Consider the following 25,014-nt stretch of genomic DNA (forward strand, 5'->3'; position numbering starts at 1 on the left):
TTCTCCATGTGGTTAACGAACCCAGGGTTCGTTGCATGAGTGACCTGACAAGTCTGGACGCTAATCACTGAAACGCAAGCCCGGCGGCGCAATGTCTTCCGCAGGCGGCGGCTGGCGCAACCACCAGATCTTTTGATTACGACTGCCGCGCCACTGCAGCCGTGCATCCTTTTCAGCCTCAACAAAGCGGCCATCAATCAGCACATCGATAGCGTCGAGTATCACCCGCTGAGCGGCAGAAAGCTCAGCCAGCTCATAGCCGGTCCAGAGCCAGATATCTTTACCGGGGCAGTCGCGCCGCACGCGCCGCACCAGCCGGCGAATATGCGGTACGTTGTGCGGATGCAGCGGATCGCCCCCGCTGAGCGATAAGCCCTGACGCGGCACGCGGGTATCGTTGAGATCGGCAATCAGCTGTTCTTCCATCTGCAGCGTAAAGGGTGTGCCCGTGTCGGTGCGCCAGGTGCGCGGGTTATAGCAGCCCCGGCACCGATGCTCGCAGCCCGCGACAAACAGCGTGCAGCGCGTGCCCGGCCCGTTCACCACGTCAATGTCATAATAGCCATGAATACGCATCATTTCGGCAGGCCGCCACTCATGTGCTTCACGCGTCGCTGCACCTCCTGCTGTTTACCGGCATTGAAGGGGCGGGCGTCCGGGCTGCCAAGATAGCCGCAGACGCGGCGCGTCACGGAGACCCGGGCAGGGTCGCGATTGCCACAGGCGGGACAGGTAAAGCCTTTGCTGGTGCAGCTGAACTCGCCGCTGAAGCCGCAGGCGTAGCACTCATCGATCGGTGTATTGGTGCCGTAGTAGGGCACGCGGTGATAGCTGTAGTCCCAGACATCTTCCAGCGCTTTCAGGTTGTGCTGCAGGCTGGGATATTCGCCGTAACAGATAAAGCCGCCGCTGCTGATGGCCGGATAGGGCGCTTCAAAATCGATTTTGTCGTACGGATTCACCTTCTTCTCTACATCAAGGTGGAAGCTGTTGGTGTAGTAGCCTTTATCGGTCACGCCCGGAACCACACCAAATTCCGCTGCATCGAGGCGACAGAAGCGATCGCACAGGTTTTCACTCGGCGTGCTGTAGAGGCTAAAGCCGTAGCCGCTCTCCGCTTTCCACGCGCTGGCCGCCGCGCGCAGGCGGGAAACAATCGCCACGCCTTTTGCCTGCAGCGCGGGCGAATCGTAAGGGTGCTGCGCATTACCGCTCAGCGCATTCAGCGTCTCATGCAGACCAATAAAGCCAAGCGAAACCGACGCGCGTCCGTTGCGGAACAGAACGCCAATCTCTTCATCAGCCTGCAGCCGTATGCCGCACGCTCCCTCCATGTAAAGAATCGGCGCCACGCGCGCTTTGGTGCGTTCAAGACGCGCGATACGCGTCATCAGGGCCTGCTTTGTCAGCGCCAGCCGCTTATCGAGCAGTTGCCAGAAGCGGTCATCATTGCCCTGTGCCTCCAGCGCAATGCGCGGCAGATTGATCGTTACCACGCCGAGGTTGCAGCGCCCGTCATGAACCGGCTCTCCCTGCACGTCATAGCGGTCGAGAAAGCTGCGGCAGCCCATCGGCGTTTTAAATGAGCCGGTCACCGCCACAACCTGGTCATAATTGAGGATGTCGGGATACATGCGTTTAGCGGCGCAGCGCAGCGCCAGCTGTTTGATATCGTAATTAATGTCGCCCGGTCGACGGTTAATCCCCTCGCGGATGGCAAAAACCAGCTTGGGAAATACCGCCGTTTTATGGTTTTTACCCAGCCCGGCGATACGGTTGTGCAGAATCGCCCGCTGGATCATGCGTGCTGCTTCGCAGGTGCCAAGCCCGAAGCCAAAGGTCACAAACGGGGTCTGGCCGTTGGCGGTGTGCAGCGTATTGACTTCATATTCCAGCGACTGAAACGCGTCAAGGCACTCTTTTTCAGTGCGTTCCCGGGCATACTCCTCCGCGCGGGCGATCTGCCACGCCGCCGCGACCTGCCGATGCTTCGCCATGCTTAATTCCACAAACGGCGCCAGCACTTCATCAATGCGGTTAAGCGTCGTGCCGCCATAAATATGGCTGGCGACCTGCGCGATGATCTGCGCGGTAACGGCGGTGGCGGTGGCGATCGATTTCGGCGGCTCGATCTCCGCATTGCCCATTTTGAAGCCCCGGGTCAGCATGCCGCGCAGGTCGACCAGCATGCAGTTGAACATCGGGAAAAAGGGGGCGTAATCGAGATCGTGATAGTGGATCTCGCCGCGATCGTGCGCCTCGGCCACCGCGCGCGGCAGCAGATGCCGCTGCGCATAATGTTTTGCCACGATGCCCGCCAGCAGGTCGCGCTGGGTCGGGATGACATTACTGTCTTTGTTCGCATTCTCATGCAGCAGCGCGGTGTCGGTCTGCTCCACCAGCCCCCTGATGGCGTGATGCAGCCGGCTGCGCTGCTCGCGCGCCCGGTCCCGGGCGTGGCGATACTCAATCCACGCGCGCGCCACCGCCGGTTTACCGGCATGCATCAGCGCCTCTTCAGCCGCCAGCTGGATCTCATGGATATCGACTTCCGCGCGCGCGGCCAGCTGCTGACCAATCTGCTCAGCCAGCGCCCGGCACCAGGCAGGATCGCACTGCGCCACTGCCTCTGCCGCCGCCGCAATGGCCTGTTCAATACGCTGTATATCAAAGGGGACTCTGCAGCCGTCGCGTTTTATAACCGTCGTCACCATTCACCACTCCTGAGCTATATATAGATATTTCAGGTAGTGTAATGACTATATGTTGTGTTCGGGCGGGATTAATTGCGTATGGCTTGATATGCCGCAAGGAAGTGGTGAGTCCCCCCTCCCGGCCGGGAGAGGGGCAGGGGATCAGCGACGTACGGCGATCGCTTCAATCTCAATTTTGACATCTTTAGGCAGGCGGGCGACCTCGACACAGGAGCGCGCCGGGAAGCTGGCCTGATGCTCAGTAAAAAACGCCTCGTAAGTGGCGTTAACCGTGGCAAAGTCGTTGAGGTCTTTGACAAAGACCGTGGTTTTGACAATGTCGCCAACCTGCAGACCGGCTGCTTCAACAATCGCTTTGACATTCTCCAGCGACTGGCGCGCCTGGGCTGCCACATCATCGGCGACCGCGCCGGTTGCCGGATCGACCGGGATCTGTCCGGAGGTGATAATCATGCTGCCGAGATCTACGCCCTGCACATAGGGACCGATAGCGGCGGGAGCCTGTTCCGTACTGATTTCGCGAGACATCGTTTCTCCTCAGAAGTGCGCGGCCAGCGGGGCGCTCGCCGCGTAAGCAAGGGTTCCCATTATAGGGAGCGGTCAGATGATTACCAGTGACCCAGCACCACATGGCGGGCAAACGACTTCTCGCAATATTTACACTGCAGGTGGATATCATCTTCACGCTGCTTTACCGCAAAGCTGGAGAAAACCGGCTCGCTGCGGCTGATACAGTTGCTGTTCGGGCAGGTCAGCACCTGCTCAATGCGCGCCGGCAGCGTTGGGGTAATTTTGGCCACCACCTCATACTCTTCGATACGGTTTACCGTAGCGTGCGGCGCATAAAACGCCAGCTGATTGATCTGATCTTCAGTAAGAAAAGTGTTCTCGATTTTGATCAGATCCTTACGTCCCATCTCGCCGGAAGGAAGGTTAAGGCCGATGGTAATACGCTGCTCGGTTTCCGTCAGGCGGAACAGCGACAGCAACGTAAATCCCGTCTGGGCCGGAATATGATCGATTACCGTGCCGCGTTTAATCGCTTCTACCTGCAGTTTATTATCCTGGGTCATGATCGTCGGCTCCTTAGTCTGTCAGTTCGCTATTCAGTACCAGCGCCAGAAGCGCCTGGCGGGCAAAAATGCCGTTCCCCGCCTGCTGGAAATACCAGGCGTGGGGCGTGCTGTCGACGTCGGTGGCGATCTCATCCACGCGCGGCAGCGGATGCAGCACCTTCATATTGCCGCGCGCGCCGTGCAGATCGGCGGCGCGCAGAATGAACTGTGCCTTAACATTGGCGTACTCTGACGGATCGAGACGCTCTTTCTGCACCCGTGTCATATAAAGAATGTCGAGTTCAGGCAGCACCTCTTCAATGCTGTCGTGCCGCGTCCAGACGATGTTCTGTTCATCCAGCATATCGGTAATATAGGCGGGCATGGCGAGTGCTGACGGGGCGATAAAGTAAAAACGGTTGCCGGTGAATTTTGCCAGCGCCTGCGTAAGCGAGTGCACGGTACGGCCATATTTCAGATCGCCGACCATCGCGACGCTGAGGTTATCAAGCCGCCCCTGCGTTTCACGGATGGTAAAGAGATCGAGCAGGGTTTGCGTCGGATGCTGATTCGCACCATCGCCGGCGTTGAGGATCGGTACGCCGCCGGAAAATTCCGTGGCCAGACGCGCCGCACCCTCCTGCGGATGGCGCATCACGATAGCGTCAACGTAGGTGCCGATGACGGAAATGGTGTCGGCCAGCGTTTCGCCTTTTTTGCCCAGCGAGGTATTACCGCCGTCGGCGAACCCGACCACCGATGCGCCCAGGCGATGCATCGCCGTCTCAAACGAGAGGCGGGTCCGGGTAGAGGCTTCGAAAAAACAGCTGGCAATCACATTATGCTTCAGCAGCTCAGGCTGCGGCTGCGCCTTAAGCCGGGCAGCGGTGTGCAGCACCAGCTCCAGTTCATCGCGATTGAGATCGTTGATGGAAATGATGTGTTTGCGATATAGCGGGTTAGCCATAGCTTTCTCCTCAGTGCTGCCGGATAGCGGACAAAAAAAAGCCCCTTTACAGGGGCTTTATTACGATCGGTGAATAGCGGAAAGAAACAGCGGTGCCGCCTGCGTTCAGGCGGACGGGAGCGGCAAAATGTGGCTGGCGCTGTGGCATATTTCCTCCGGCAAATTGTGGCGCATTATACGCATTCGCGGGCGGGCAGCAAGCGCTAAGTAAACGTTTGCCTGGCGTTAATCAGCGCTGAGCCAGCGTGGCCACCATCACTGCTTTAATGGTGTGCATGCGGTTTTCCGCCTGATCGAATACCACGCTGTGCGCCGACTCAAATACCTCGTCGCTGACTTCCATTCCGGCTTCCAGTCCGTACTGCGCCGCCAGCTGCTGGCCCAGCGTGGTTTTGTCATCGTGAAAAGCGGGCAGGCAGTGCAGAAACTTCACCTGCGGATTACCGGTCAGCGCCAGCATCGCGCTGTTAACCTGATAGGGGCGCAGCAGAGCGATACGCTCTTCCCACACCGATTTCGCCTCGCCCATAGAGACCCAGACGTCAGTATAGATAAAGTCTGCACCCTGCACGCCTTCGGCGATATTCTCCGTCAGCGTAATTTTGCCGCCGGTTTGCGCCGCCGCTGCCCGGCACGTCTCTACCAGCTCGCTCTCCGGCCAGCACGCTTCAGGCGCTACCAGACGCAAATCGAGCCCCGTCAGCGCGGCGGCCTCCAGCATGCTGTTGCCCATGTTATTGCGCGCGTCGCCCACATACACCAGCGTCATGTCGCTCAGCGCTTTACCCGGCAGCTGCTCCTGCATCGTGAGCAGATCGGCCAGCAGCTGCGTAGGATGAAACTCATCGGTCAGACCGTTCCACACTGGTACACCGGCGTGTTCAGCCAAAGTTTCCACCAGCGCCTGACCATAGCCGCGATACTGAATACCGTCATAGAAGCGTCCCAGCACCCGGGCGGTGTCTTTCATCGACTCTTTATGCCCAATCTGACTGCCGCCCGGCCCGAGATAGGTCACGTTTGCACCCTGATCGTAAGCGGCAACTTCGAAAGAGCATCGGGTACGGGTCGAGTCTTTTTCGAAGATGAGCGCAATATTTTTGCCGGTAAGGTAGCGCGGTTCACTGCCGCTTTTTTTGGCCTGCTTTAATTCAGCGGCCAGCGACAGCAGGCTGGCGATCTCTGCCGGAGTAAAATCCAGCAACCGCAGGAAATGTTTCGAATATAACTGGCTCATGCTTTGCTCCGTAAGCTGCTTAATAATGAATTAAAATTCAATTTAATGGTATGAATATTCATTTTCAACCCCGGCGCAAATAAACTTTCTGTTTTGTGTAGTGGCGCGCGAGGCAGTATGGGAAAATAATTGCATTCACTGCCACCATTTTGAGGACTCACACATGGCATACGAAGCATTGCTGGAAGAACAGCGCGAAGAGACGCGTCTGATCATCGAAGAGCTGCTGGATGACGGAAGCGATCCGGACGCGCTCTACACCATTGAACATCATCTCTCCTGCAACAACTTCGACTCGCTGGAAAAAGCGGCAGTTGATGCGTTTAAGCTGGGCTATGAAGTCACCGAGCCGGAAGAGCTGGAGCTGGAAGATGGCACCACGGTAATGTGTGTGGATATCCTCAGCGAATCTGCCCTGAAACCTGAACTGATCGATGCGCAGGTTGAGCAGCTGGTGAACCTGGTGGGCAAATACAACGTCGATTATGACGGCTGGGGTACCTACTTCGAAGATCCCAACGCGGAAGATGACGAAGACGAAGATGAAGAGATGGACGACGACGGCGAGGATAACGGCGTCCGTCACTGATTGTACCGGGCGGCGCCTGTCGCCCGTTTCACTTACCTGCCTGTAAAGACCACCGATGAATTACGCCCCGCTATTAGCACCCATCCACCAGTTCCTGCACTGTCGCACGCCTGAGGCGTGGATCGCAGAGGCGCGCAAACCGGAAAATCTTACGCTGCTGCTGACCGATCACATGGTATGTGAGCTGAAAGCGGCACAGACCGCCGTATGGCTGATCCGTAAATATGTGGCAGATAAACCGAGCGGTGAGGCGATTCTGGCGTGGCTCGAACCTTATGAGGCGTTTGTCTTTGGCGAAGCGCACAGCAGCGACTTCATCAATGCGCATAAAAATCTGACCAAAAGCGTTATCGTGCGCAACGAACTGCCGTGGGCGGATGAGATGGTGGAGAAGATGGTGCTGCTGATCAAAGAGGAGCTGCACCACTTTTATCAGGTATGGGAGATCATGCAGGCGCGCGGTCTGATTTACCGCAAAATCACCGCCAGCCGCTATGCAAAAGGGCTGCTGCGGGAGGTCACCACCCATGAGCCCGATACGCTGGTGGATAAGCTGATTTGCGGCGCCTATATTGAAGCGCGCTCCTGCGAACGGTTTGCCAGCCTGGCACCGCATCTGGATGCGCAGCTGGAGAAGTTCTATATCTCGCTGCTGCGTTCAGAAGCGCGTCACTATCAGGACTACCTTGCGCTGGCAGCGCAGATCTCACCGCGCGATATTACACCGCGCGTGCAGGCGATCGGCGCAGCGGAAGCGCGCCTGATCGGCGAGCCGGATACGGAGCTGCGCTTTCACAGCGGCGTGCCCGCGTTCTGAGTGCGGGCTTCTACGCCAGCGTTTTAAGCATCCGCACTTCGCAATCGACGTGACCGGTACAGCCCATGGCGCGGTCAATGTGCGTAAATCCCAGCGCTTCATAAAGCGCAATCGCCCGCGTCAGGCTGGCGGTGGTCTCCAGATAGCAGCGGCGGAACCCCTGCGCCTGGGCAAACGCCAGCGCGCGCAGCGCCAGTTCACGCGCCAGGCCGAGCCCGCGCACCTGCGGCAGAAAATACATCTTCTGGAGTTCGCAGATATCGGGCGCGCTGCACGCCAGCGGCGCAATGCCGCCGCCGCCCACGACGCTGCCTTCCAGCTCCACAATCCAGTAGGCGCTCCCTGGGGTACTGTAGAGTTCAAACAGGCTATCAAGCTGGGGATCGGCGACGGTATAGCCTTTATCCGCGGTCAGGCCAAACTCGGCTGACACCGTGCGGATCACCTGTGCAATCGGCTGGTTGTCCGCGGCGCAGATCGGGCGGACCTGCAGATTCAGTGAGGTGAGGGTGCTCATGGCAGAATTCCGGTAATAAAAAAGCCGGGCAGAGCCCGGCTTCGGTTAACGAACAGGTCTTAAGCGCTTACAATGCCGCAATCACGCCCTGCTGTTCAATCAGTTTTGCTTTTGACTGCTCCATCTCCGCCACGCGCTCGCGCTCTTTCGCGACCACCGCTTCCGGAGCGCGCGACACAAAGCCTTCGTTCGCCAGCTTGGTCTGGATCTTCTCAATCTCAACATCCAGCTTCAGCAGCTCTTTTGCCAGACGCTCCAGCTCCGCCTCTTTGTTGACCAGATCGGCCATCGGGATCAGCAGCTCTGCGCCCTCGACGATCTTGGTCACAGAGACCGGGCCTTTGTCGCCCGCCGGCAGGATCGTCAGGCTCGCGAGACGCGCCAGGCGGGAGAGGAAGTTGCGGTTCTCTTCCACGCGACGCTGTGCGTCAGCGGAGCAGTCGCGCAGCAGCACATCCAGCGGCTTACTCGGCGCAATGTTCATCTCAGCACGAATATTACGCACTGCCACAATTGCCTGCTTCATCCACTCGATATCGGCCTGCGCTGGTGCATCCTCATTTGCCACTTCATACTGCGGGAACGGCTGCAGCATAATGGTGTCATGATCGATGTTTTTCAGCACTTTTACGCGCTGCCAGATAGTTTCCGTAATAAACGGAATAATCGGGTGTGCCAGACGCAGCAGGGCTTCCAGCACCGTTACCAGCGTGTTGCGCGTGCCGCGCAGCTCCGCTTCGCTGCCGCTGTTCATCACCGGCTTAGTCAGCTCCAGATACCAGTCGCAGAACTGATTCCAGGTGAAGTCATAGAGAATATTGGCCGCGATATCGAAGCGATAGCTGTCCAGCGCCTCACGGTACGCTTTCACCGTGCGGTTAAACTCGCTCAGGATCCAGCGATCCGCCAGCGACAGCTTTAGTTCGCCACCCTGCTGACCGCAATCCTGATCTTCGGTATTCATCAGCACAAAGCGGCTGGCGTTCCACAGCTTATTACAGAAGTTGCGATAGCCTTCAAGACGCTTCATATCCCAGTTGATATCGCGTCCGGTTGAGGCCAGCGCGGCCAGCGTAAAGCGCAGGGCGTCAGTGCCTGATGGCACGATGCCGTCCGGGAACTGCTTCTCGGTGCGCTTGCGGATTTTTTCCGCCAGCTGCGGCTGCATCATGTTGCCGGTACGTTTCTCCAGCAGCGCTTCCAGCGAAATCCCATCAACCATATCGAGCGGATCGATGACGTTGCCTTTCGACTTCGACATCTTCTGTCCCTCTTCATCGCGGATCAGACCGGTCATATAGACGGTCTTAAACGGCACCTGCGGCTTGCCGTTTTCATCTTTGATAAAGTGCATGGTCAGCATGATCATGCGCGCGATCCAGAAGAAGATAATGTCGAAGCCGCTCACCAGCACGCTGGTGGGGTGGAAGGTGCGCAGCGCTTCGGTGTTCTCTGGCCAGCCAAGAGTAGAGAAGGTCCACAGGCCGGAGGAGAACCAGGTATCCAGCACGTCATCATCCTGACGCAGCGCCACGTCTGCAGCCAGATTATTTTCCTGACGCACTTCTTCTTCGGTGCGGCCGACATAGACGTTGCCGTCGTTGTCATACCACGCCGGAATGCGATGCCCCCACCAGAGCTGGCGTGAAATACACCAGTCCTGAATATCGCGCATCCAGGAGAAGTACATATTTTCATACTGCTTCGGTACAAACTGGATGTCGCCGTTCTCTACCGCTTCTACCGCAACTTTCGCCAGCGGGGCAGTACGCACGTACCACTGATCGGTCAGCATCGGCTCAATCACCACGCCGCCGCGATCGCCGTACGGCACCGTCAGGTCGTGTGGCTTGATCTCATCCAGCAGGCCCGCTTCATCCACGGCAGCGACAATCGCTTTACGCGCGGCAAAGCGCTCCATACCCTGAAACGCCGCCGGAATTTCATCGGAGCAGGCGGTGCTCGCTTCACCGTTGGTGTCAAACACCTCAGCACGGCTGCGGATATCGCCGTCAAAGGTCAGAATGTTGATCATCGGCAACTTGTGACGACGACCCACTTCATAGTCGTTGAAATCGTGCGCCGGAGTGATCTTCACGCAGCCGGTGCCTTTTTCCATATCGGCGTGCTCATCACCCACGATCGGAATGCGGCGATCTACCAGCGGCAGAATCAGCTCTTTGCCGATCAGATCTTTATAGCGTGGATCTTCCGGATTGACGGCAACGCCGGTATCGCCCAGCAGGGTTTCCGGACGGGTGGTGGCGACAACCAGATAATCTTTGCCGTCTGCCGTGGTCGCGCCATCCGCCAGCGGATAGCGGATATGCCACATCGAGCCTTTGCTTTCGCGGTTTTCTACTTCCAGATCGGAGATAGCGGTGCGCAGTTTAGGGTCCCAGTTTACCAGGCGTTTGCCACGGTAGATCAGGTTCTCTTTATAAAGGCGCACAAAAACTTCTTTCACCGCATTTGAGAGGCCGTCATCCATGGTGAAGCGCTCGCGCTCCCAGTCCACGGAGTTGCCGAGGCGGCGCATCTGGCGGGTAATAGTGCCGCCTGATTCCGCTTTCCACTCCCAGATTTTATCGATAAAGGCGTCACGACCATAATCCTGGCGCGTTTTCCCCTCTTCGGCGGCGATCTTACGCTCTACAACCATCTGCGTCGCAATACCGGCATGGTCAGTGCCCGCCTGCCACAGGGTATTTTTACCCTGCATGCGCTGGTAGCGGATCATGGTATCCATAATGGTCTGCTGGAAGGCGTGACCCATATGCAAGCTGCCGGTAACGTTCGGCGGCGGGATCATGATGCAAAAGCTTTCCTGGCTGGTGTCGCCATTCGGTTTAAAGTAGCCCTGCTGTTCCCAGTGCTCGTAGAGCGGCTGCTCGATATCTTGCGGGTTATATGTCTTGTCCATTTCTGCTATGTCGTTTGCGGCGGGGGTGGTGGCGCCGTTTTCAGTTGGAAACCAACGCTACGATAGGCTTTATAGCGATCGCGCGCCGGTTGTTTCAGGGATTCTTCATACGGTACGAAGTCTATCACTTCATGGAAAGCGGTGGCAAAATCTGCGAATGCCGGCAGCAGGCTGATCAGCAAATCGCGCGGCGCACTGCTGCGGCGCTGCGGCCAGGCAAGCTCTACCGGCGCACCGTAACGCGGGCCTTCACCCGCCAGATTATGTGGCACAAAGGCGTTAGCCGGGCGCTGCCACAGCGCCTCATCCAGCCGGTTCGCCTGCGCTTCGCTTTCACAGGCGATCAGGATACGTTTGCCTTCACGCCAGCGGGTAGCAGCCAGATCGCACACCAGCGCTTCAATAGCGCTAAGGCCATCACTGGCGCTTTCTGACTCTAAAACATAGAAGGTGGCGTTTTTCATGGCGGGCTAAATTCCATCAGTAACAACAGAGAGCATTGTGCGTCAGCGCGCGGCGTGCGTCCAACATTAAGGCCGATATCAGCAGCAGGAATGTTGTTGATGGCGTCATCACGTCCCGTACGCGCGTCAACCCGGGCGCCATGAATGGCGTCATCACGTTCCGCACGCGCATCAAACCGGGCGCCATGAATGGCGCCCCTACAGGGGAAATGCCGCCACAGGGGGCGCATTTATGCGCCCCTGGTCAAACACCGCGCCATATTGAACGTTATCACGTCTCGCGCGCGCATCACCCCCGGGCGCCATGAATGGCGTCATCACGTTCCGCACGCGCATCAAACCGGGCGCCATGAATGGCGCCCCTACGGGAGAAATGCCGCCACAGGACGCGCAATACCGATTAATCGTCGCCGTTCAGACCCGCACGGTTCAGCAGGAACTGAGAGAGCATCGGTACCGGACGACCGGTAGCGCCTTTGGCTTTACCGGAGCGCCATGCGGTGCCGGCGATATCGAGGTGCGCCCAGTTATATTTGCGTGCAAAACGCGCCAGGAAGCAGGCGGCCGTAATCGCACCGCCCGGACGTCCGCCGATATTCGCCATATCGGCAAAGTTCGACTCCAGCTGCTCCTGATACTCATCGGCCATTGGCAGCCGCCACGCGCGGTCGCCTGACTGTTCAGAAGCGCTGATCAGCTCATGCGCCAGCGGATTGTGATTCGAAAGCAGGCCGCTTACGTGATGGCCCAGCGCAATTACGCAGGCACCGGTCAGGGTCGCCACGTCAATCACCACTTCAGGCTCAAAACGTTCAACGTAGGTGAGGGCGTCGCACAGCACCAGACGACCTTCAGCATCGGTATTCAGCACTTCCACCGTCTGGCCTGACATCGTGGTCAGAACATCGCCCGGGCGCATTGCGCGGCCATCCGGCATATTTTCACAGCCCACCAGCACGCCCACGACGTTCAGCGGCAGATTGAGTTCCGCCACCATGCGCATTACGCCATAGACCGAGGCCGCGCCGCACATATCATATTTCATCTCATCCATGCCTTCAGCAGGCTTGATGGAAATGCCGCCGGCGTCAAAGGTCAGCCCTTTACCCACCAGCACGATGGGACGCGCGTCCGGATCGCTGTTACCTTTGTACTCAATAACCGACATCAGCGACTCATTGTGCGAACCGGCGCCGACCGCAAGATAGGCATTCATGCCCAGCTCTTTCATCTGCTGTTCGCCGATAACACGGGTCGTAACGTTTTTGCTGTAAGCGTCCGCCAGCTGGCGTGCCTGCGAAGCGAGATAGGCCGCATTACAGATATTTGGCGGCATGTTGCTGAGATCTTTTGCCGCTTTCACGCCGGCTGCTACGGCAAGGCCATGCTGAATAGCGCGCTCACCGCTGGTGAGTTCGCGACGCGTCGGGACGTTGAACACCAGCTTGCGCAGCGGACGACGCGGCTCAACTTTATTGCTTTTCAGCTGATCAAAGTTGTAGAGCGCCTCTTTCGAAGTTTCGATAGCCTGGCGCACTTTCCAGTAGGTGTTGCGGCCTTTAACATGCAGTTCGGTCAGGAAGCAGACCGCTTCCATGGAGCCGGTGTCATTCAGCGTGTTAATGGTCTTCTGGATCACCTGCTTATACTGACGCTCGTCCAGCTCGCGCTCTTTGCCGCAGCCAATCAGCAGAATACGTTCAGAGAGAATATTCGGCACATGGTGCAGCAGCAGCGTCTGGCCGACTTTGCCCTCCAGTTCGCCGCGGCGCAGCAGCGCACTGATATAGCCGTCGCTGATTTTATCCAGCTGTTCGGCAATGGGCGATAAACGGCGCGGCTCAAAAACGCCTACAACAATGCAGGCGCTCCGCTGTTTTTCCGGGCTGCCGCTTTTTACACTGAACTCCATGCACTCTCCTGAATCTTAAAGACAACGGCCGTAGCTGTCGTTAGAATGTAGCGCGTTCGTCACCCATTATTTGGCGCGACGCCATGACAATTTAACGCCGCTGGTCATAATGAGTGGGGTGACAATGTGATGTTTTTTCACCACCCTGACGCATTAACAGACCATTTTAGCGACCAATACGGCCATTGATGAAGAAAAATGGCTGATAAGCGTTGAAACTAGCGATTTTCCTGCAAAAAGACAAGTTTTCACAGGCGTACTAAGCGTGATCATTATTAGATATCTGGTTCGGGAAACGCTCAAAAGCCAGCTGGCTATCCTGTTTATCCTGCTGCTAATCTTCTTTTGTCAGAAGTTAGTCAGGATCTTAGGGGCGGCGGTGGATGGCGAAATCCCCACAAATCTGGTTCTGACCTTGTTAGGACTCGGTGTGCCTGAAATGGCGCAACTTATTTTACCCTTAAGTCTGTTTCTGGCGATTTTAATGACGCTGGGCCGGCTATACACCGAAAGTGAAATTACGGTGATGCACGCCTGCGGCCTGGGTAAAGGGTTACTGGTTAAAGCGGCGATGATCCTGATGCTGATGACCTCGCTGGTGGCGGCGGTCAACGTGATCTGGCTCGGCCCCTGGTCATCGCGTTACCAGGATGAGGTTACGCAGAATGCCAAAGCGAACCCGGGCGCTGCTGCGCTGGCCGCAGGCCAGTTCCAGACCTCCAGCGACGGCAATACCGTGCTGTTTGTCGAGGATGTGAAAGGCAACACCTTCGGCAACGTGTTCCTCGCGCAGCTGCGGCCTAAAGGCAACGCGCGTCCGTCGGTGGTGCTGGCGGACAGCGGCCATATGGAGCAGCGCAAGGATGGCTCGCAGGTGGTGACGCTGGATAAAGGCACCCGCTTTGAAGGTACCGCGCTGCTGCGTGATTTCCGCATCACTGACTTTGTGAACTATCAGGCGGTAGTCGGCTATAAAGAAGCGACGCTCGATCCTAACGATGCCGATCAGGCCGATCTGCTTACGCTCATCAACACCAAAACGCCGCAGTTCCAGGCTGAGCTGCACTGGCGCCTGACGCTGGTCTTCTCGGTGCTGATTATGGCGCTGATGGTCGTGCCGCTTAGCGTGGTCAATCCACGTCAGGGCCGCGTATTGTCGATGCTGCCTGCGATGCTGCTCTATCTGATCTTCTTCCTGCTGCAGAGTTCGCTGCGCTCCAATGCGGCTAAAGGCCGCTTCGATCCGGCTATCTGGATGTGGACCGTCAACATTGCGTATCTGGCACTGGCGGTGGCGCTTAACGCCTGGGATACCGTGCCGATGCGACGTCTGCGGGCGCGTTTCAGCCGCGGAGGGTCAGTGTGATGTTTAAGGTTCTTGACCGCTATATCGGTAAAACCATTTTTAACACCATCATGATGACGCTGTTCATGCTGGTGTCGCTGTCGGGCATTATCAAGTTTGTCGATCAGCTGCGTAAAACCGGGCAGGGCGCGTATTCTGCGCTGGATGCGGGCTACTACACTCTGCTGAGCGTGCCGAAAGATATCGAGATCTTCTTCCCGATGGCGGCACTGCTTGGCGCGCTGCTTGGCCTCGGCACGCTGGCTCAGCGCAGCGAGCTGGTGGTGATGCAGGCGTCCGGCTTTACCCGCCTGCAGGTGGCGCTGTCCGTCATGAAAACCGCGATCCCGCTGGTGCTGCTGACCATGGCCGTCGGCGAGTTTGTGGCGCCGCAGGGCGAGCAGATGGCGCGTAATTTCCGCGCGCAGCAGCTTTACGGCGGGTCGCTGGTCTCCACGCAGAATGGCCTCTGGGCGAAGGATGGCAACGACTTTATCTATATCGAACGCATCAAGGGCGATAACGAGATTGATGGAGTCAGCATCTACCGCTTTAACGACGCCCGCCGTCTGCAGAGCGTGCGCTATGCGGCCACCGCGACCTGGGATCAGGCGCGTAAGCGGTGGGAGCTGGCGCAGGTGGATGAGTCAGACCTCACCGATCCAAAGCAGATCACCGGTTCGCAGAGCCTGAACGGCGAGTGGAAAACCAACCTGACGCCAGACAAGCTGGGCGTGGTGGCGCTGGATCCGGACGCGCTCTCAATCAGCGGCCTGTATAACTACAGTAAATATCTCAAGCAGAGCGGGCAGGAGTCAGGCCGTTATCAGCTCAATATGTGGGGTAAAATCTTCCAGCCGCTTTCGGTAGCGGTCATGATGCTGATGGCGCTCTCCTTTATCTTCGGACCGCTGCGCAGCGTATCGATGGGCGTGCGCGTGGTGACGGGTATCAGCTTCGGCTTCCTGTTCTACGTGCTGGATCAGATTTTTGGTCCGCTGAGCCTGGTCTATGGCCTGCCGCCAATATTAGGGGCAATCCTGCCCAGCGGCGCTTTCTTCGCTATCAGTCTCTATCTGTTGCTGAAACGACGTTAAGCGGGAGAGATCCAGGGTGCCATTTATGGCGCCCTTATTTTTTGGTGTTCGGCCTGGACCAGGGGCGCATGAATGCGCCCCCTACGTTATCCTGTAGGGGCGCCATTCATGGCGCCCTGGGTTAATGATGGCACCCCGATTTTCTGGTATTCGGCCTGGACCAGGGGCGCATTAATGCGCCCCCTACGTTATCCTGTAGGGGCGCCATTTATGGCGCCCTGGTTATTTATGGCATCCTGATTTTCTGGTATTCGGCCTGGACCAGGGGCGCATGAATGCGCCAGGGCCTCATTAATGAGGCCCCTACGTTATCCTGTAGGTGCGCCATTCATGGCGCCCTGGTTATTTATGGCACCCTGATTGTTTAGCATTTGGCCTGGGCCAGGGGCGCATGAATGCGCCCCCTGCGAGCGGCCCTGTAGGGGCGCCATTAATGGCGCCCTGGCTCAGCTTCTGCGGGTCAGGGCAGCGTCTGCAGGAGCGCGGGCAACTGGGACAGCAGATAGAGCAGCAGGCCGATGGTGCCGCCGACCAGCGTGCCGTTGATGCGGATAAACTGCAGATCGCGCCCGATGTTCAGCTCAATCTGTTGCGACATATCACGTGCGTCCCAGCTTTTTACCGTATCGCTGATATGACGCGTCAGAAAAGCAGCAAACTCCGGGGCCACGCTGCGCGCCGCATCCTCCAGATGCTGATTCATCGAACTGCGTAACGCCTCATCGGCCAGCAGGGTCTCTCCCAGCCACAGCGCCGCCAGCCGTACCCGCTCCTGTACGCGGGAATCATCGCTGCTGAGATCGCGCTTCAGCCAGGCGCGCAGATCCTGCCACAGCTCACCGATATAGCGATTCAGCGACTCATCCTCTTTCAGCCACTGCTTCACTGACTCTGCGCGCGCCGCCATCTCCGGATCGCTTTTCAGCCGGTCAATCAGCCGCTGCACCGCGCGATTAAAGCCGAGACGCAGCTCATGCCCCTGATCGCGCGCCACTTCGTCGAGAATGGAGTCCACCGCGTTAGCGACCAGCGTGGCGCTGTGTTCACCCAGCCACTCGGTCGGCAGCACTTTAGCTTTAACCGGATGCTCACGCTTCAGCCAGCGCACAATCTGCAGAGCGATAAACTCACGCGTGCCGGGCTTATGCAGGAGCAGCAGCAGCTGTTCAATCGCCGCATCCAGCAGCGCCTGATGGCGGTTATTTTTGGTCAGACTGTCGAGGATCATCGCACTGGACTGGGTCAGATCGACCTTATCCAGCGCGCGATGCACGGCGCGCCGCATAAACTGCTGAATGCGGGCATCGTCCGTGAGATCGAGAAAACCGCGCATGACCTGCAGCAGATGACGCCCTGTGCGATCGGCGTTGCCCGGCGCGTTCAGCCACTGCGCCAGCAGCTGTGCCGGATTGTTGCGGCGGATCAGCGCCAGCAGCGAATCGGTATCGAGAAACTTCTCCTGCACAAAGCGACCGAGGTTTTCGCCGATGCGATCTTTGTTACGCGGAATAATTGCCGTATGGCGCGCAATCAGCGGCAGCGGCACGCGGCGAAACAGCGCCACCACCGCAAACCAGTCGGCGAGTGCGCCGACCATAGCCGCTTCAGCGATCGCTTTAACGCCCAGCACCCAGAAATTAGCGGGCAGAAACAGCGTAACGATAAAGGTTGCCGCTGCCGCCAGCAGCAGCGCCAGCGCCAGCTGTTTGCTGCGCTTCAGTTGTTGATATTTATCCATTATCCGATCTTAGCAGAGAGTCCTTAACGGCGGCGCCCGCCGAGCAGGCTGCCCAGCATGCCGCGCACGATCTGGCTGGTGACCTGGCGCGCTGCGCTGCGGGCCACGCTCTGAACCACGCCGTCGCGTTTACCGCCGCGCGGTCCGGTGGTGCCAAACAGAATATCTTTCAGACCGCCAAGAATGCCGCTGTCTACCTTCACGTCAGCGCCTTTAACGTCCGGCGCCGCTGACTGCTGCGGCGCGGTGGCGATCCCCTGCTGCAGGCGCTCAAACGCCGACTCGCGATCGACCTCATCATCATATTTGCCATAAAGCGGCGAATGGTTGATCAGGTCGTTGCGCTCATCCTGCGTCAGCGGCCCCATGCGTGAGCCGGGGGCGATCACCATAGCGCGTTCCACGATAGATGGACTGCCTTTCTCATCGAGGAAAGAGATCAGCGCCTCACCGGTGCCGAGCGCCTGAAGCGCCGCCACGGCATCAAACGCCGGGTTAGCGCGCAGGGTCTCAGCGGCACTTTTTACCGCTTTCTGATCGCGCGGCGTGAAGGCGCGCAGGGCGTGCTGCACGCGATTGCCAAGCTGGCCTAATACCTTGTCCGGAATATCTGACGGATTCTGCGTGACGAACCAGACGCCCACGCCTTTGGAGCGGATCAGGCGGATGACCTGCTCGATCTTTTCCAGCAGCACGGGCGGTGCATCACTGAACAGCAGATGCGCCTCATCAAAGAAGAAGACCATTTTCGGCTTATCCAGGTCGCCCGCTTCCGGCAGCTGCTCATAGAGTTCCGCCAGCAGCCACAGCAGGCTGGTGGCGTAGAGTTTAGGCATCTGATAGAGCCGTTCTGCTGCGAGAATATTGATATAGCCGCGGCCCTGCTCATCGCAGCGCATCCAGTCGCGGATATCGAGCATCGGCTCACCAAAAAAATGCTCCGCTCCCTGCTGCTCCAGCGCCAGCAGGCCGCGCTGAATCGCACCCACTGATGCGCTGCTGATGTTGCCATACTGCGTCTGAAACGCTTTGGCGTTGTCGCCGATATACTGCGTCATTGCGCGCAGATCTTTGAAATCGAGCAGCAGCAGCCCCTGATCGTCTGCAATGCGGAAAATAATCTGCAATACGCCCGACTGCACCTCATTCAGCCCCAGCAGCCGCGCCAGCAGCAGGGGGCCCAGATCGGTAACGGTGGCACGTACCGGGTGGCCCTGCTGACCGAAGATATCCCACAGCATCACCGGGTTGTCATGCGGCTGCCAGTCGCTGACGCCAATCTGTGACAGCCGCGCCTGCAGCTTCTCAGAGGCGCTGCCGGGAGTGGCAATGCCGCTTAAATCCCCTTTGACGTCAGCCATAAATACCGGCACGCCGGCCTGTGAAAAGGATTCTGCCAGCTTCTGCAGCGTAACGGTTTTGCCGGTACCGGTGGCGCCAGCGATCAGCCCGTGGCGATTGGCCATCGCCGGGAGCAGCGACAGCCGGATATCGTGGGTTTGAGCAATCAGCAGTGGGGTGGTCATAATCTCTCGCTCTTCAGCAATGCGTTATGACACCAAGGATAGCAAGCGCAGCCTGCGGTAGCGCAACTGATTGCGCAGAAAAGGAGAAGCCCTCCGGTCGTGCCGGAGGGCAGAAGAGGCGTTACCCTTTACGGACCGTATCGAAGAAGAGCAGGCTGACGCCGATACCCTGCCGGACGTGGGTCACGTTTTGCCGGATCGCCACCTGCTGCGCACCCTGCAGCGTGACCACAAACGGGGAGTCCTGCTGTACGCGCTGCTGCAGGGCGATATAGAGCGCCCGGCGTTTTACCACGTCGCTTTCACCCGCCGCCGCCCGCGTCTGCGCGCTGAGCTGCGGAATATCCCAGCCGACCCGCCACGCCAGCGTTTTAGCGCCGCCCGGTACGTTCCAGGCAAAGGCGCTGGCGTTGGTATTGGGATCAACATAATCCGCCCCCCAGTAGATAAAGATCGACTGGAAATCGCGGCCGCGCATTTTACTCCACAGCGCCGACTCCGCTACCGGCTGCAGATCGATATCGATATCTGCTTTAGCAAAACTCGCCTGCAGCGCCTGCGCTACATCAATATAGGGAGGCTGGTTGATGACCGTCAGCGCAATGCGCGTGCCGGGCTGAATGCCGCCCTCCGCCAGAATGGCTTTGGCTTTCGCAACGTCATAGTGAAACGGCGTCTCCTCCAGTGCGCCGTCAAATCCCTGCGGCAGGAAACTCTGATGGATGCGGTATTGTCCTTTCAGCAGCTGCTGTGAGATAGCCTGATAATCCACCAGCCAGCGCGCGGCGCGCCACAGCGCCGGGTTAGCCAGTGCCGGCTGCGCGGCGTTGCGGGCATTGAACGCCAGGTAGTAAATCAGGCTGGAAGGAAAGGCTTCAATACGCAGGTGCTTATCCTGTTTCAGCGCGTCGATCTGATCGGGGCCGAGCTGATAGGCGACATCGACATCGCCCTGCTGGATCAGCAGGCGGCGTGCGCCGGCATCCGTTACTCCTTTAAGCAGCACGCGCCGCAGCTGCGGTGCCGGCCTGGCCTGCGGGCTGGCGCTCAGCACCACCGCCTGCTGCGGCACATACTGCTGCAGCGTAAAGGCACCGCTACCGGCGGAGTGAGTGTGCAGCCAGCCGTTGCCGCTGTCACCGTTGACCGCATGCTGCTGTACCGTTTTGCTGTCAACAATCGACGCCACCGGCGCGGTGAGCAGTCGCAGCGCCAGATCCTGTCCAATTGCGGCCGGCCAGCGGATCTCCAGCTGTGTGTCGCTCAGCACCTGAAACTGGCTGGCGATATTGGCATGGGTCCAGCCAAACTCCGCCAGAATAAACGCCGGCGCTTTGTTGAGCTCTACCGCGCGCGTCAGAGAGAACACCACATCCTGCGCTGTCACCGCGTTACCGCTGGCAAAGCGCGCGTCGGGCCGCAGGGTAAACCGCAGGCTGTGCGGCGTACTGCCGGGCTGCCATTCGCTAGCCAGCAGCGGCGCAAGCTGCTGCGGCGCGTTGCGATCCGGCTCGGTCAGGGTCTGATAGAGATTGCGTTGCACGCTGTTGCTGACCGTCTCAAAACTCTCCGCCGGGTCAAAGCTGATGATGCCATCCAGCGGTACTGCCACTACCAGCGTATCCTCTGGCGTGGCGGCATGCAGGGTAAAGGCAGTACTCCAGACCGCTGCCAGTAAAATCAGTAAGCGCATTATTATTATCCTCAGAGGAAGAGACGCTGAATTTAACGCGCGGCGGGCAGAGTCAAAATGCCGGTTTGTTCTGAGCTTTGTCAGAATATAACGTTAATACCGGGTATTAATTATTTTGCCGTTTTTTTATGCATTAAATGGATAAATAAAACGCAGAGGGATGAAAAGCTGGCTGAGGCTTAATGAAGCTGAATATTTACGCTGATCGTTACTGCAGTGTAAGCGTGATTTATTTTCAACAGTTGCGCCGGGCGATTATTTCTTTAATGCAGCGCTTTTAGCGTTATATCAAGATAAAGCGCTAAAAACCCCTGCTTTTTGCGGGTTTAAACCACAATTTCAGTTAATAAGTGGCACTGTTACACGCGCATGACGCTGCAAAAAAATAATCATCCTTCACTTAAACACATTTTAAATTTAATTTTTACATCCTGAAATATTTGTATCCATAAGATTGCCCGCTTGTTTGCCGATTTATAACGTCATTAACAAAAATATAAATTATCTTTCTTAGCTAGTGAGAATTGTCGCGCCATGCTGTTAGAAAAACCCACCACCAGACGTAAATTTTTACTCGGGGCGCTGCTGGCTTTGCCGGTCAGCGACCTTTTATTAAAAGGCGTTACCGCCGCGCAGGCGGCAGAAATGGCTGCGCCGGAACTCGCCGATTATAAACCGATCTTTTTCAGCGCCAGTGAATGGCAGTTTATCCTGGCGGCAACCGACCGTCTGATCCCGGCTGGCGGCAGCGGCAAGGCGCCCGGCGCGCTGGAAACCAACGTACCGATTTTTATCGACCAGCAGCTGCACACGCCGGAGTTCGGTGCAGAAATCTATCTGCAGGGGCCGTTTGATGTACACGCGCCGGCGACCATGGGCTATCAGATCCCGTTTACGCCGCAGCAGATGTACCGCACCGCCATCAAGCTGGTGGAGCAGTGGACGCAGACGACCTATCAGAAAGCCTTCCACGAGCTGAGCACGGAAGAGAAAGATGCCGTGCTGACCCGTATCAACAAGAATGATGGCCTCGATTTTGCGGCGCTGGGCGAGCCGTCGCTGAAAGCCTCACAGTTCTTCAGCCAGCTGCTGGCTGATACCAAACATGGTTATCTTGCCGACCCGATGTATGGCGGTAATAAAGGCATGAAGGCGTGGATCGCTATCGGCTTCCCGGGTGCCCGCGCCAGCTTTACCGAATGGGTGAAGCAGCACAACGTGCCGTATCCGCTCGGACCGGTCAGCCTGCTGGGCCAGCGCGCCTGAATTTCCCTATTTGGTATATGAGACAGAACTAACATGGCACAGATTACAAAAAAAGAAGTCGATGTCGTTGTGTGCGGCCTCGGCTGGGCCGGCTCGCTGATGAGTATCGAGCTGGCGCTGGCCGGACTTGAGGTGCGCGCGCTGGAGCGCGGCGGCGAGCGCGACTATCCCGACTTCGCCTACCCGAAGCCGGCCGATGAATACGCCTATAACGTACGTAACAAAGTCTTCGCCACGCCGAAAGAGGTGGCGGTGACGGTGCGTTACAATATGGATCAGACTGCACTGCCTACCCGCAAATGGGGTGCCTTCGCACCCGGCACCGGCGTGGGCGGTGCAGGCATGCACTGGACGGCAGTACTGATCCGTCCGACCCCGACCGATATCAAACTGAAAACCTATGTTGATCAGGCGTATAAGCCGGGCATTCTGCAGGATGATATGCGCGTTATGGACTTCCCGTTCAGCTGGGAAGAGATTGAGCCTTACTTCTATAAATTTGAGCTGATCTGCGGGCAGTCCGGCACCACCGGCAACCTGCGTGGTCAGATCCTCGAAGGCGGCGATCCGTTTGAAGGGCCGCGCTCAGAGCCTTACCCGCTGCCGGCGCTGGACGACACGCTCAACAACGTGATGTTTAAAGAGGCGGCGAAGAAGCTCGGCTATCATCCGTTCCCGAACCCTTCAGCCTGCGTGTCGCGCGCGTGGAAAAACCCCTACGGCAACCAGATTGCACCGTGCAACTACTGCGGCTACTGCTCCAAATATCCGTGCCTGAACTACTCCAAAGCGTCACCGCAGACGGCGGTGATGGATGCGCTGAAGCGTCTGCCGAACTTCTCCTACGAAGTGAACGCTGAAGTGGCTAAAGTCGTGCTGCACGATGATGGCAAAACCGCAAAAGGCGTGATCTACTACGATGCCGACGGCAACGAGGTGTTCCAGCCAGCCAAAATTGTGGTGCTCTCCAGCTTCCAGCTCTACAACGTGCGTCTGATGCTGCTATCCGGTATCGGCAAGCCCTATAACCCGATCACTGAAGAGGGTGTGGTAGGGCGCAACTATGCGTTTCTCTCCAACGGCGGCGCCACGCTGTTCTTTAAAGACAAGAACTTTAACTCTTACGCCACCGCCGGCGCGACCGGCCAGATGTTCAATGACATCTCGCCAGGCAACTTCGACGGCCCGGGCCTCGGCTTCCTCGGCGGCGCCAAGATCCACAGCTCGCAGGCGACCGGTACGCCGATGGCCGCTGCGCTGCCGAAAGGCACGCCCGCCTGGGGTATGGGCTACAAAGAGGGTCTGGAGCAGTGGTACAACCATTCGATGAAGATCAGCATCACTACCACCTGCCAGTCCTATCGCGATATCTATCTCGATCTCGATCCGCACTACACCGATCATCGCGGCAACCCGCTGCTGCGTATGACCTTTAACTGGAAAGAGAACGAGCTGAAGCTGCAGCAGCATCTGAAGGGCATCGTGGGCGATATTGCCAAAGAGCTGAACCCGGACAGCATGAGTATGAGCTTCCTGCCGATGGGCGCCGATTTTGACCTCACCAAATATGTCTCAACCCACAACGTGGGCGGTGCGGTGATGGGCGATAACCCGAAAACCTCGGCGCTGAACAAATACCTGCAGAGCTGGGACGTGCATAACGTCTTTGTGCCGGGCGGCAACGCCTTCCCGCAAAACTTCCAGGCGAACCCGACCGATACCATCGGCGCGATCACCCTGATGGCGGCGCAGGCGATCAAAGAGCAGTATCTGAAGAACCCCGGCCCACTGGTACAGGCATAAGCAGATGAAAAAACTAACATTACTGATAGCGCTGGCGCTGAGCGGCGTGGCGCTGCAGGCGCAGGCGGAAGATGAAGCGGCCCTGATTAAGCAGGGCGAGTATCTGTCGCGGCTGGGCGACTGCATGGCGTGCCACAGCGTCGCGGGCAAAGCAGCCTACGCGGGCGGGCTGGCGATTGAGTCGAACCTGGGCACGATCTACTCCACTAACATCACGCCGGACAAAGCGCACGGTATCGGTAACTACAGCGAACAGCAGTTCTCTGACGCGGTACGTAAAGGGGTGCTGCCGGATGGTTCACGCCTCTATCCGGCCATGCCGTATCCGGACTATGCGAAGATCAGCGATGCTGATATGCACGCGCTCTGGGTCTACTTTATGAAGGGCGTAAAGCCGAGCAGCGAGCAGCCGCAGGAGACGAAGCTGAGCTTCCCGTTCAGCCAGCGCTGGGGTATGCGCTTCTGGAACTGGGCATTTACCTCCGACAAGCCGTTTCAGCCGATTGGCGGCGCCTCTGCTGAAGTGAATCGCGGTGCCTATATCGTCGAGAGTCTTGGCCACTGCGGCAGCTGCCATACGCCGCGCGGTCTCGGCATGAATGAGAAATCGCTCGACAGCAGCGACAAAACCTTCCTCGCCGGCGGCAGCCTGAATAACTGGGATGTGCCGTCGCTGCGCGGTATGCCGCACTGGAGCGAGCAGGAGGTGATCGATTACCTGCAGACCGGGCGTAACGATAAAGCTGCCGTGGGCGGTGAGATGAAGTCGGTGATTGAGCACTCCAGCTCCCATATGACCGATGCCGATCTGAAAGCGATTGCTGCTTATCTGAAGTTCCTTGGCGGCAATCCGCCGCTGCAGGCCTACAACGTGCAGGCGCAGCAGCAGACCGAAGCCAAACTGACGGCCGCGAAGAACCTGAGCGAAGGCGAGCGTCTCTATCTCGACAACTGCGGCGCCTGCCACTTCGTAACCGGCAAGGGTGCGCCGGGGATCTTCCCCGAGCTGGATCAGGCAACGATCGTGAACGCAGGCGATCCGACGGGGCTGATCCACACGATCCTCGTCGGCGCGCAGCAGCCTTCAACGGCTAAAGCGCCGTCGACGCTGGCGATGCCGGGCTTCGGCCAGCGCCTGAGCGACGAAGAGGTCGCACAGCTCGCCACCTTCGTTCGCCAGGGCTGGAGCAACCGCGCCCCGGCCGTGACCAAAGAGCAGGTCGCCGACGTCCGCAAAACCCTGCATTAATCGTCACCCGGATTCAACCAGGGGCGCATAAATGCGCCCCCTACGGGACTCGTACGATATTCGATAATATCCATCCCCCGTAGGGGCGCCATTCATGGCGCC

At 58.1% G+C, this 25,014-nt stretch carries 21 protein-coding genes; 7 read left to right on the plus strand and 14 right to left on the minus strand.

All coding sequences use genetic code 11. The features are described 5' to 3' along the window. Positions 1–60 precede the first annotated feature (60 nt). The 6 genes from nrdG to argF form a co-directional block, all read right to left on the minus strand. Positions 61–579 (minus strand): anaerobic ribonucleoside-triphosphate reductase-activating protein, encoded by a 519-nt coding sequence (gene nrdG, locus DBY66_RS13365; protein ID WP_052246465.1) that lies wholly within the window; start codon positions 577–579, stop codon positions 61–63. Next, positions 576–2,714 carry an anaerobic ribonucleoside-triphosphate reductase gene (gene nrdD, locus DBY66_RS13370; protein ID WP_108570020.1) on the minus strand — a complete coding sequence of 713 codons (2,139 nt, stop codon included), beginning with the start codon at positions 2,712–2,714 and terminating at the stop codon, positions 576–578. The genes nrdG and nrdD overlap by 4 nt, the downstream gene beginning before the upstream one ends. Before the next feature lie 141 nt (positions 2,715–2,855). Beyond that, positions 2,856–3,242: a 2-iminobutanoate/2-iminopropanoate deaminase gene (ridA, locus tag DBY66_RS13375; protein WP_039382308.1), complete on the minus strand. Its 387-nt coding sequence runs from the start codon at positions 3,240–3,242 to the stop codon at positions 2,856–2,858. An 80-nt stretch (positions 3,243–3,322) separates the two neighbouring features. Next, on the minus strand, positions 3,323–3,787 hold the full coding sequence (pyrI, locus tag DBY66_RS13380; RefSeq protein WP_039382309.1) for an aspartate carbamoyltransferase regulatory subunit: 465 nt from the start codon (positions 3,785–3,787) through the stop codon (positions 3,323–3,325). A gap of 13 nt (positions 3,788–3,800) precedes the next feature. Continuing rightward, the gene (gene pyrB, locus DBY66_RS13385; protein ID WP_039382311.1) at positions 3,801–4,736 is read right to left on the minus strand and encodes an aspartate carbamoyltransferase; all 936 of its coding nucleotides are present in this window, start codon (positions 4,734–4,736) and stop codon (positions 3,801–3,803) included. 229 nt (positions 4,737–4,965) lie between these two features. Next, positions 4,966–5,973 carry an ornithine carbamoyltransferase gene (gene argF / locus DBY66_RS13390; protein ID WP_108570019.1) on the minus strand — a complete coding sequence of 336 codons (1,008 nt, stop codon included), beginning with the start codon at positions 5,971–5,973 and terminating at the stop codon, positions 4,966–4,968. 163 nt (positions 5,974–6,136) lie between these two features. Between argF and rraB the strand changes: the two genes are divergently transcribed. Both rraB and miaE read left to right on the plus strand, forming a co-directional pair. After that, positions 6,137–6,562, plus strand: coding sequence for a ribonuclease E inhibitor RraB (rraB, locus tag DBY66_RS13395; RefSeq protein WP_039382316.1), 426 nt, complete (start codon positions 6,137–6,139; stop codon positions 6,560–6,562). Positions 6,563–6,617: 55 nt separating this feature from the next. Further along, complete coding sequence (gene miaE / locus DBY66_RS13400) at positions 6,618–7,379, plus strand: tRNA isopentenyl-2-thiomethyl-A-37 hydroxylase MiaE (protein ID WP_039382319.1); 762 nt, start codon at positions 6,618–6,620, stop codon at positions 7,377–7,379. 10 nt (positions 7,380–7,389) lie between these two features. On the opposite strand, the gene DBY66_RS13405 is transcribed toward miaE, so the two are convergent. The 5 genes from DBY66_RS13405 to pepA all read right to left on the minus strand — a co-directional run bounded on the left by DBY66_RS13405 (position 7,390) and on the right by pepA (position 13,195). After that, entirely contained in the window at positions 7,390–7,896 is a 507-nt protein-coding gene (locus tag DBY66_RS13405; RefSeq protein ID WP_039382322.1) for a GNAT family N-acetyltransferase, read from the minus strand. Between the two features lie 67 nt (positions 7,897–7,963). Then, a complete protein-coding gene (locus DBY66_RS13410) occupies positions 7,964–10,819 on the minus strand; it encodes a valine--tRNA ligase (RefSeq protein WP_071669131.1) in 2,856 nt (951 codons plus the stop codon). A gap of 5 nt (positions 10,820–10,824) precedes the next feature. Then, a complete protein-coding gene (locus DBY66_RS13415) occupies positions 10,825–11,283 on the minus strand; it encodes a DNA polymerase III subunit chi (RefSeq protein WP_039382327.1) in 459 nt (152 codons plus the stop codon). After that, complete coding sequence (locus DBY66_RS13420) at positions 11,280–11,513, minus strand: hypothetical protein (protein ID WP_104085585.1); 234 nt, start codon at positions 11,511–11,513, stop codon at positions 11,280–11,282. The genes DBY66_RS13415 and DBY66_RS13420 overlap by 4 nt, the downstream gene beginning before the upstream one ends. A gap of 170 nt (positions 11,514–11,683) precedes the next feature. Beyond that, entirely contained in the window at positions 11,684–13,195 is a 1,512-nt protein-coding gene (gene pepA, locus DBY66_RS13425; protein WP_039382329.1) for a leucyl aminopeptidase, read from the minus strand. A gap of 265 nt (positions 13,196–13,460) precedes the next feature. Between pepA and lptF the strand changes: the two genes are divergently transcribed. Next, positions 13,461–14,561, plus strand: a complete 1,101-nt coding sequence (lptF, locus tag DBY66_RS13430; RefSeq protein ID WP_108570018.1) for an LPS export ABC transporter permease LptF — start codon at positions 13,461–13,463, stop codon at positions 14,559–14,561. Next, positions 14,561–15,637 carry an LPS export ABC transporter permease LptG gene (gene lptG, locus DBY66_RS13435; protein ID WP_039382335.1) on the plus strand — a complete coding sequence of 359 codons (1,077 nt, stop codon included), beginning with the start codon at positions 14,561–14,563 and terminating at the stop codon, positions 15,635–15,637. Before lptF ends, lptG begins: the two co-directional genes overlap by 1 nt. 460 nt (positions 15,638–16,097) lie before the next feature. On the opposite strand, the gene DBY66_RS13440 is transcribed toward lptG, so the two are convergent. From DBY66_RS13440 to DBY66_RS13450, 3 genes are all read right to left on the minus strand, one after another. Then, positions 16,098–17,375, minus strand: coding sequence for a DUF445 domain-containing protein (locus DBY66_RS13440; RefSeq protein ID WP_108570017.1), 1,278 nt, complete (start codon positions 17,373–17,375; stop codon positions 16,098–16,100). A gap of 23 nt (positions 17,376–17,398) precedes the next feature. Continuing rightward, the gene (locus DBY66_RS13445; RefSeq protein ID WP_108570016.1) at positions 17,399–18,901 is read right to left on the minus strand and encodes a helicase HerA-like C-terminal domain-containing protein; all 1,503 of its coding nucleotides are present in this window, start codon (positions 18,899–18,901) and stop codon (positions 17,399–17,401) included. Positions 18,902–19,022: 121 nt separating this feature from the next. Beyond that, positions 19,023–20,594, minus strand: coding sequence for an ABC transporter substrate-binding protein (locus DBY66_RS13450; RefSeq protein ID WP_108570015.1), 1,572 nt, complete (start codon positions 20,592–20,594; stop codon positions 19,023–19,025). Between the two features lie 534 nt (positions 20,595–21,128). Between DBY66_RS13450 and DBY66_RS13455 the strand changes: the two genes are divergently transcribed. Genes DBY66_RS13455 through DBY66_RS13465 form a run of 3 tightly spaced genes read left to right on the plus strand, consistent with a single transcriptional unit; the run spans position 21,129 to position 24,912 of the window. Next, positions 21,129–21,860: a gluconate 2-dehydrogenase subunit 3 family protein gene (locus DBY66_RS13455; RefSeq protein WP_071669127.1), complete on the plus strand. Its 732-nt coding sequence runs from the start codon at positions 21,129–21,131 to the stop codon at positions 21,858–21,860. Positions 21,861–21,893: 33 nt separating this feature from the next. After that, a complete protein-coding gene (locus tag DBY66_RS13460; RefSeq protein WP_039382349.1) occupies positions 21,894–23,663 on the plus strand; it encodes a GMC family oxidoreductase in 1,770 nt (589 codons plus the stop codon). A gap of 4 nt (positions 23,664–23,667) precedes the next feature. Beyond that, entirely contained in the window at positions 23,668–24,912 is a 1,245-nt protein-coding gene (locus DBY66_RS13465) for a c-type cytochrome (RefSeq protein WP_108570014.1), read from the plus strand. The last annotated feature ends 102 nt before the right edge of the window (positions 24,913–25,014 follow it).

Origin of the sequence: Pantoea sp. RIT413, from assembly GCF_003057675.2 — a bacterium.
GTDB classification, from domain to species: Bacteria; Pseudomonadota; Gammaproteobacteria; order Enterobacterales; family Enterobacteriaceae; genus Pantoea; species Pantoea eucrina.